Source organism: Halorubrum sp. SD683, from assembly GCF_002135045.1.
Classification (GTDB): Archaea; Halobacteriota; Halobacteria; order Halobacteriales; family Haloferacaceae; genus Halorubrum; species Halorubrum ezzemoulense.
On the sequence record NZ_NEWJ01000020.1, the window covers coordinates 37,307 to 43,658 of the forward strand.

A 6,352-nucleotide genomic window follows, 5' to 3' on the forward strand; every position below is an offset into this window, starting at 1 on the left:
TCTTACAACCGTGGCACCTGTCCACAGGTTGATCAACCCGGGAGGAACCCGATTGCCTTTCGTCGGATCCGGGATGAGAGGCCAATCAGTACGACCACATAGACTGCGGCTCCGAAGGCAACGAGAGCGAGAGTCCACGCGAGCGTCTGTGGGAGGAATCGCCGGAGGCCAAGAACGGCGCCGAGCATGACAGTTGCCGCGAGGGTCTGACTCCCAAGCTCACCGAACGGTATGTCTGGCGATCCGATGATATCTTGAAGGGCGTACGCACCGAGGACGAGACTAGTAAACGATGCGAGCGCAGTCGCGAAGGCGGCGCCGTACCAGCCGAATAACGTGATCAGCCCGAAATTCAGCACAACGTTCGCCGCAACGTATGCGAGATTCACACGGAAGGCGACATCGGGACGGTCGATCGCGTTGATTGTGTTGAGGAACTGTTCCCCGTAAGCGGCCAGTAGACGCGAGCTGATGAGGATCACGAGAATCGCTCCGCCGCGAGCATACTCTGGTCCAAAGATTGTAAGAATAGTGTCGCCGACGACGAGGGCCCCAAACATACCTGGAATAGCGAAAATGCCCGTGAACGTGAGTCCTTCGTTGAGGAAATGATGGACGCGTTCGTAGTCTTCGTCAACGCCGAGTTCGGAGAACTCAGGGAACAACGTCTGTTTGATCGCGATACTGACTAGCGCAAGTACAGAAGCAACTGTCCAAGCAACCTTGTAGATACCAATCTCGGACTTCGAAACCGCCGCCAAGCCAATAACTGAGAGACTTAACCCACGCATTACGAGTACGTCTGTCCAAGCGAATGCGCGGGTCTTGAGCGTGCCCAGCCACGAGTAGCGGGCGTATTTTAGCAATCCAGTGAAGTGGCGGCGCTTAGGGCGATTTGGCCGGCCGTCAAGCAGAGTAAGACCCACGGCAGTCGCCAAGAACATCGCTGTTGCGTGGCCAAGAACGAGACCACCGACGCCGACACCAAGAAAGAAGAGAGTCCCAATATGGATACCCGACCGGAAGATTTGCTCAAGAGTCTTCAACCCACCAGAAGTGCCTACCTGCTTGTATCCTCGTAGTGATGAGAGTGCGAGATCAAACAGTGCTCGTGCCGCGACCAGCGCTGCGAAGTAGCGGGCAACTTCGAGGCCGACGAGAATGTTCACCTGCTCACCGAAGGCGAGGATCAGAGCGGTGAGAACAATGTGAACCGCGAGGTTGAGCGCATGGCCAGCCGTCAGAAACGATCCGCGGTTGTCCCCTTCGCTGACGCGTTTCTTGACGGCCTCACCTAGCGCACTCGCCGGAATGTTCAGCCAGAAGAGGAACGCGACCGCGATCGAATACTCCCCGTACGGACCGGGACCGAGTTCGGCGTTAATATACCAAGTTGCGATTCCGCCCGCAAGCGTTGTTCCGACTTGGGAGAAAAAATAAACAATGGTCGTTTTTCCTGGCCGTGAGCTCACGAGGAACCCCCTCCGATCGAACACGGGTCTCCTGTCTGTGACACACCGAGGTCGATCTGAGATGAGCGGTCGGCCGACGGTCGGCCTTCGTTCGACACGAATGAGAATCCTTTGGGATCATATGAATCCCTTGTGATCTGATGCCTTCCGCCCGGTAGCAGATAATTCTATTACTCATGGTTTATACGAAGGGATACACTAGAACGATTGTGCCGCTTCCGGATGTCCGTAACTGATGGACCGGATCATGATCGTGTAGCACGTTCATCTGCGGGCGCGACTGTATTGTATCGCGGTTAGCGTGATCGCAGCGACTGTGACTCGACAATTACGGTCGGATCCAAACGGATTTATTCACGGGAATAGAATCACTGAACAATGACTGTCGTGGTGCTAGGGATCGACGCGTTGGATCCGGACCTCGTCGATCCGGACACACACCCTAACCTGACACTTGCTGCTCATCGATCTATCGAGACTATCAAAAGTTCCATGGGTGAGCCAAGTACCCACGAGCTCTGGCCGACGATAATAACTGGATTACGACCTAAGGAGCATGGCCTTACGCTTGAAAACGACGGCGTTGCTTGGGGGAATCCCCTTCTCAGACTCGGTAGCACTGTCGCTGACTTCTTTTTACCAGATACCCTTCAGACCCGCATTGGTGCTTGGTTGTTGACTAACACGGAGGCGGAGGCTTTCCGTACTTCTGCCACGTACTACGAGAATAAGGGGATAGAAACACTGTTCCACGATCGCGAGGCGACGGCGATCGGCGTCCCCAACTATGTTGTTGATCCTGAAAGTGACGACCGCGAACATAATCTCCGGCGATCGCTAGGCGATCTCTTCAAACGAGACCCCGACGCGACTGGCGGACACACTTCGACAGACCCCTACAAGTTCTACGAACAGTGCTTAGAGATGTCGATGGTCCGTATCGCCCGCGCTCGTCGGGCACTCCGTGGCGGACACTACGAACTTGTTTTCGCCTATACGAGCGGGCTTGATCTCGTTGGGCACGTCACCTACGACAGGCCTGCCCTACAGCGAGCAGCGTATGACGAACTTGATGAATTCGTCGGTGAACTGCGCGACGATCTCACCGATGAAGACGAACTCCTGCTGGTCAGTGACCACGGCCTACAAGACGGTGTCCACACCGACGAAGCAATGGTTGCTGGAACTGAAGAGTCAATGATAGAGGCGATCGATAGTGTCGTGAATGTCCGATCGGCGGTCGAAGCGGAACTCGGCAGCACCGATCACAGTAGTGATCAAGAGGAGAAGTCGTTTTCAGAGACCAACTCCGCAGAGGTCAAAGGACAACTCGAAGATCTGGGGTATCTGTGATGCAACCGAACATTCTATTCCTCGTTACTGACGCACTACGCATAGACCACTGCTCGACGTACGGTTACGAGCGCGAGACGACGCCGGCAATGACAAGACTAGCCGAGGAAGGTGTCCGCTATAATAACGCCTTCGCACCGTCAATCTGGACACCGACGGTCCACGGCGCTATCTTCACCGGCAAGTATCCATCACACACGGGTATTTACGCTAATTCTCTGAGAATTCCTGACGAGTTGGAAACGCTATCCGAGGCGCTCAAGGGTCAAGGTTACCGGACCTTCGCCGCGAGCGCGGGCGCACACATACGGAAGAGCCGCGGGTATGCTCGTGGTGTCGACGAGTACGTCGAGACACGTCGCATCAACCCGGATCTCGGCTTCGCACAGAAGGTCTTGAGTGACCGTTCATTCGCTAAGCAGGTCGGGCTCTCTCTCACACGTGGACCTGACGACAAGACTTGGTATAAGTACGATCGACTCAAGCGATTCATCGACGACGCCGCTGATGATGGCGAACCCTTCTTCGGGTTTATCAATGCTAAGACGGCTCATCAACCGTTTAACCCGCCGCGACCGTACAAGCAAATGTTCACCGAGGGACTGGAGCGACCGCGTTGGGAGTTCCTTGAGCGGACCATAGAGGCGCTAGGCGGAAAAGCACAAGATCATCCAGGCTACGACATTGAGAAACTCAGAGGGGTATCACATAGTGGTGGCGACGGCGTCTTCGTCGGCGATGTGGAGATGACCGACGAGGAATGGGCTGTTATCAAGGCGTGGTACGACGGCGCAGTCCGATATGTCGATGACCGAATCAGCGATTTAATGGACTTCTTGGAATCGAGAGGCGTCTACGAGGACACGATGGTCGTCGTCACCGCAGATCACGGCGATAATTTCGGCGACCATGGTGGGCTCACGAGTCACATCTTTTCGCTCTACGACTCTCTCCTTCACGTTCCACTTGTGATTAAGCCTCCGCGCTCAGACAACGGATCAGAGGTCCAACCCGCAGAGACCGCGCCAAACGGACAAGAGATCAACAACCAAGTGTCGCTCGTTGATCTCTATCCAACTTTCCTCGAGACTGCTGGGGGGCCAGTACCCAATTATCGTCTGACGGAGAGCCTACTGGGCTTTGAGGACCGCAGCTATCACGATTACACGTTTGCGGAGTATGCGGGCTTCGATGGTCCCATCAAGCGACTTCGGCGCAAATATCCCGACTTCGACGCGGAGCAATTCGCTCGTCCGCTACAGTCGGTCCGTAGTGACGAACACAAGCTCATCGTCACCGGATCACCAGAAGAAGAGTGTGAGCGTGAACTCTACGCTTGGCGCGACGATCCGGATGAGGAACGAGACCTCCTTGGTGAGCAACCTGAAGTAGCCGACGAATTGCTAGCCGTCCTGCGGGAAACACTTGATCCGCTGGATAACCCTGGGGAATTCGAGGTGCCTGAAGACGGAGGGCTTGAGGAACAACTTAAAGATCTCGGCTACTTGTGATGTGGTCGGGTATAACGCGGTTCTCTCTGGTCTGTTTGCGCTTCGACGACTACCACCAAGATGTCGACAACGATACGTGGGTTGAAGTACTCTCGCGGTACGATGACCGCGGTCTCCGTGGTGTTATTGCTGTCTGTCCAAAATTCGAAGGGAATCGTTTGAGTGCAGACGTGGTTGAGTTTCTCCACGAACTCCGCCGGAATGGTTGGGAAATTGCTCAGCACGGATACGAACACGAGGATGTTGGCAAAGGCCGCGGCGGCCTACTCTATGATGAACGTAGCGAGTTCGGGGGATTGGACTATGACGAACAAAAGCGACGGATCGGAGCAGGTCGAGATATCCTTGAGTCGCATGACATCGAACCCACGACATTCATACCGCCTTGGCACGAGTACGACCGGACAACTATCCGTGCGCTCGCTGCTAATGACTTCGACTGTATTAATGAGGGCCGTTGGCCGTTCCCACGTACAGTAGAAGGGATCACTCTCGTCCCGACGCACGTCCCAGCTATCACACCATCCATGCTCGGTGCGGGCGTGGTAACATTAGTGTCACATCCGCAACTAGAGGACCACCCGATGAGGAACGCGAAAGCTGTCGCGGGCTACGAAGATAGGCTACGGACACCGTCAGAAATAGTCGACTGGTGGCGCAACCGATCGACACTAAGCCGGCTTATCGATTCGGCAGGAATGAGTTACTAACGGTGTTTTTGTTGTGTTATGAAACAGTTATTCTACATAGCCGAGTGCCTCAAGTTTTTCTTGAGCGTTTTCAGCGGCACTGTCAACCATAGGAGTGGCCTGCTCGAACGTTATCCACGGTACCTCAACGAGCGGACGAACGTGGACGCGGTTCGGGTGGCCGTAGAGCTTCCAGTCACGCCAGCGGCCGAACGTCTCACCGTGGTCGGCGGTGACGACGACAGTTAGGTCATCGTTAAGCCACTGGCCTATCGTTGGAAGGATCACCTCCCATGTTGATTTGACAGAGGCATGATAACCGGCAACGGCTCGCTCCATGTCGACTTGACCTGACGCCATGGCGACCTGTGGAGAAAGTTTGTTTTCATCTTCGCGGCTAGGGTTGCGTCGCCAGATGTCCAAGTCGGGAAAGGCGGGAATCCACGTGTCGCCGACCTCGGCAACATATGGCGCATGAGGTGGTAGAAGATGAGCGACGACGGGTCGGTGGCCCTCGTCGAGAAAATCATTGGCAGCCTCGAGAACTGGGTTAGGGAGGACGTTTCCGAGTCTGTCATTCCAATGGTCTTTCCAAACATGTTTTATTTCAGCAGCTCCGACATTCCAGTTGGCGTAGTTGGCGTTTCCCGTGGCGACATGGGTTCCTTCGAGGACACCCGTTCGCTCGCACTCCTCGAGCCAGTGACCTGTTGCACTACCGGGTGACCGACAGCGTTCAACAGGCCAACTAGTCACCCGCTGGAGGGCATCATATCGACACGCATCGAGGATGACAAGTACGTCCCAGTCGGTCTTGGCGAGACGGTCGTGCTGATCGGGTCGCTTTGTCACTGTGGAGATACGCTGGAGAGCCCACTTACGTACTCGGTAAGCCAACGGTTCCTCCGTCATATCTCTGTGTCATTCTTCGCGGTCGATAAACCGTCCGGTGTGCGTTCGGCCAATCCCAGAACGATGGCTGAGGGAGTATCATGCCCGTCCAGTGTGGTTCGGATAGTAGCTGTCAAGAAACTCTATCTTGTCTGCGACCAGTGTACATTGTTTTATTTATAATACTAAATAGACGCTCCGAGCTATCCCAGTCGATTAGCCCGATTCTTCGGGTAATTCGAACACTGCCAACGTCTCTATAGGGATACAGCACCGCGAGCACGCGACGCGCTAACAACTTATTAGAACCGCTCTTGTGTAGCACATTGTTGATTTCAGAGAGCGGCTTTGACGGCGTCTTTGAGCGCTTCTCGTCCGGGTTTGCGGTAGAGTTCTCGTCTGAGTTGGAACGCTCGGAGATACTGTGTGAGACGAT

Annotated in this window: 5 protein-coding genes and 1 pseudogene; 3 read left to right on the forward strand and 3 right to left on the reverse strand. The window is 54.9% G+C overall.

Annotated features, from left to right (window positions below; all coding sequences use genetic code 11):
- Positions 1 to 32: 32 nt before the first annotated feature.
- Positions 33 to 1,472, reverse strand: coding sequence for a polysaccharide biosynthesis C-terminal domain-containing protein (locus B9G49_RS16180; protein ID WP_143414687.1), 1,440 nt, complete (start codon positions 1,470 to 1,472; stop codon positions 33 to 35).
- A gap of 378 nt (positions 1,473 to 1,850) precedes the next feature.
- Here B9G49_RS16180 and B9G49_RS07520 point away from each other — a divergent pair, with 378 nt between their 5' ends.
- The 3 genes from B9G49_RS07520 to B9G49_RS07530 are packed head-to-tail and all read left to right on the forward strand — an operon-like array spanning position 1,851 to position 5,046.
- Positions 1,851 to 2,825, forward strand: a complete 975-nt coding sequence (locus B9G49_RS07520; RefSeq protein WP_086215951.1) for an alkaline phosphatase family protein — start codon at positions 1,851 to 1,853, stop codon at positions 2,823 to 2,825.
- Complete coding sequence (locus B9G49_RS07525) at positions 2,825 to 4,336, forward strand: sulfatase (RefSeq protein WP_086215952.1); 1,512 nt, start codon at positions 2,825 to 2,827, stop codon at positions 4,334 to 4,336. Before B9G49_RS07520 ends, B9G49_RS07525 begins: the two co-directional genes overlap by 1 nt.
- 35 nt (positions 4,337 to 4,371) lie before the next feature.
- Positions 4,372 to 5,046 (forward strand): DUF2334 domain-containing protein, encoded by a 675-nt coding sequence (locus B9G49_RS07530; protein WP_158093606.1) that lies wholly within the window; start codon positions 4,372 to 4,374, stop codon positions 5,044 to 5,046.
- Between the two features lie 27 nt (positions 5,047 to 5,073).
- Here the strand turns inward: B9G49_RS07530 and B9G49_RS16185 are convergent, their stop codons facing one another.
- Positions 5,074 to 5,937: a hypothetical protein gene (locus B9G49_RS16185; RefSeq protein ID WP_143414688.1), complete on the reverse strand. Its 864-nt coding sequence runs from the start codon at positions 5,935 to 5,937 to the stop codon at positions 5,074 to 5,076.
- Positions 5,938 to 6,251: 314 nt separating this feature from the next.
- Positions 6,252 to 6,352 (reverse strand): annotated as a pseudogene (locus B9G49_RS16190) (IS1595 family transposase); the annotation flags it as partial.

Coding starts and splice junctions, on each gene's coding strand:
- B9G49_RS07520 (WP_086215951.1), top strand. CDS start 1,851: ATGACTGTCGTGGTGCTAGGGATCGACGCGTTGGATCCGGACCTCGTC.
- B9G49_RS07525 (WP_086215952.1), top strand. CDS start 2,825: ATGCAACCGAACATTCTATTCCTCGTTACTGACGCACTACGCATAGAC.
- B9G49_RS16185 (WP_143414688.1), bottom strand. CDS start 5,937: ATGACGGAGGAACCGTTGGCTTACCGAGTACGTAAGTGGGCTCTCCAG.